The organism is Sphingobium sp. 3R8 (genome assembly GCF_020166615.1).
GTDB classification, from domain to species: domain Bacteria; phylum Pseudomonadota; class Alphaproteobacteria; order Sphingomonadales; family Sphingomonadaceae; genus Sphingobium; species Sphingobium bisphenolicum.
Window position 1 is genome coordinate 1 of the sequence record NZ_JAIQXR010000057.1, and the last position, 1,291, is coordinate 1,291.

Consider the following 1,291-nt stretch of genomic DNA (forward strand, 5'->3'; position numbering starts at 1 on the left):
GGACACCCGCAAGAACCGGTTAAATAAAGGGAGCGTTGCGCTGATGGCGCAATGACCGAGGCGCAGCGCGTTTTACTTGGCCGTCTTCAGTCATCGGATGGGGCATTTCACGGCCGTCTGCGGGTTTCAGGGCAGACTCATGCCGTAGCGGCACGTCGTTCGTGGAAGATCAGGCGGTCGAAGTTGTAGGCCAGATTGGCCAGGGTGAGTTTCGCCTCGGCCCGCTTGATGCCAATCGTGCGAATGAAGAGCCCGAACCGGTTTTTCTGATGCGCAAACACATGCTCAACCCTGGCCCGGATCGTGGACTTTGCCGCATTGGCGCGAGCGGTGGCCCTGGGCATGGACTTTCCCTTGGGCTTGCGGCGGTGGATGCGACTGGTCAGCATACGATCAGCCAGCCATGTTTCGTTGGTCCTGGAGCGGTATGCAGTGTCGGCCCAGACCTCGCTGCTACTATTTTCCGCGATCACATGACGCAACATGCGCCCATCGGCATGGGCCGCCGAAGTGACCTCACCGGCGCGAATGAACCCATAGCGGCGGTCTATGCTGATATGGCTTTTATACCCGAACACCGGCAAGGCGATCATCGGCAGCGGCTTGCCATCCTTGTAGCGCACTTTCCCGCCGATCTTGAGCGTCCAGCGCGCATCTGTGTCTTTCTGTGCCGCTTTGGCCGGATCATCGGGCCAGATGTCCTGCGCCGATTTGCCATCCTTGATAGCCTGCCGCTCGCCATCGGTGTTGCGCTGCTTGGGCGCTGGCACCAGGCTGGCATCGATGATCTGGCCCGACATGGGGATGTAGCCCTTCTTGTGAAGTTGCCAGTCGAATGCCTTCATCACTCGCTTGAGCGTCCCGGTCTCCGTCATCCGGTTGCGGAAATGTCGGATGGTGTTCTCGTCGGGGGTGCGATCGCCGAGTGCAAAACCCAGAAACCGCATCCAGCTCAGCCGGTCCCGGATCATATACTCCATCCGCGCATCCGACAGATTATGCTGGGCCTGCAAAATCAAGATCTTGAACATCGCGACGGGATCGAACGGCGGACGACCGCCCTTGCCACCATCGCCATAACCCAGCCCTTCGACAAGCCTGGCCCGAAAATACTCAAAATCCACGGTCCGTTCCAGCATCTCAAGCGGATCGCCGTGACGGCTCAGCATCTCAAGGTGGTCATTAAGACTGAAAAGGGACTTCGGATCCATCGCAGATCGCCTCCAGTGGCTACCCCATCAATGAATCATCAATGCATCAAATCCGCCAGAGTTTTTGCGGGTGTCCAGCT

General features: G+C 58.6%; 1 protein-coding gene. It reads right to left on the bottom strand.

The features are described 5' to 3' along the window. Positions 1–137 precede the first annotated feature (137 nt). Complete coding sequence (locus tag K9B33_RS22870; protein WP_224546751.1) at positions 138–1,211, bottom strand: IS5 family transposase; 1,074 nt, start codon at positions 1,209–1,211, stop codon at positions 138–140. Positions 1,212–1,291: the final 80 nt, after the last annotated feature.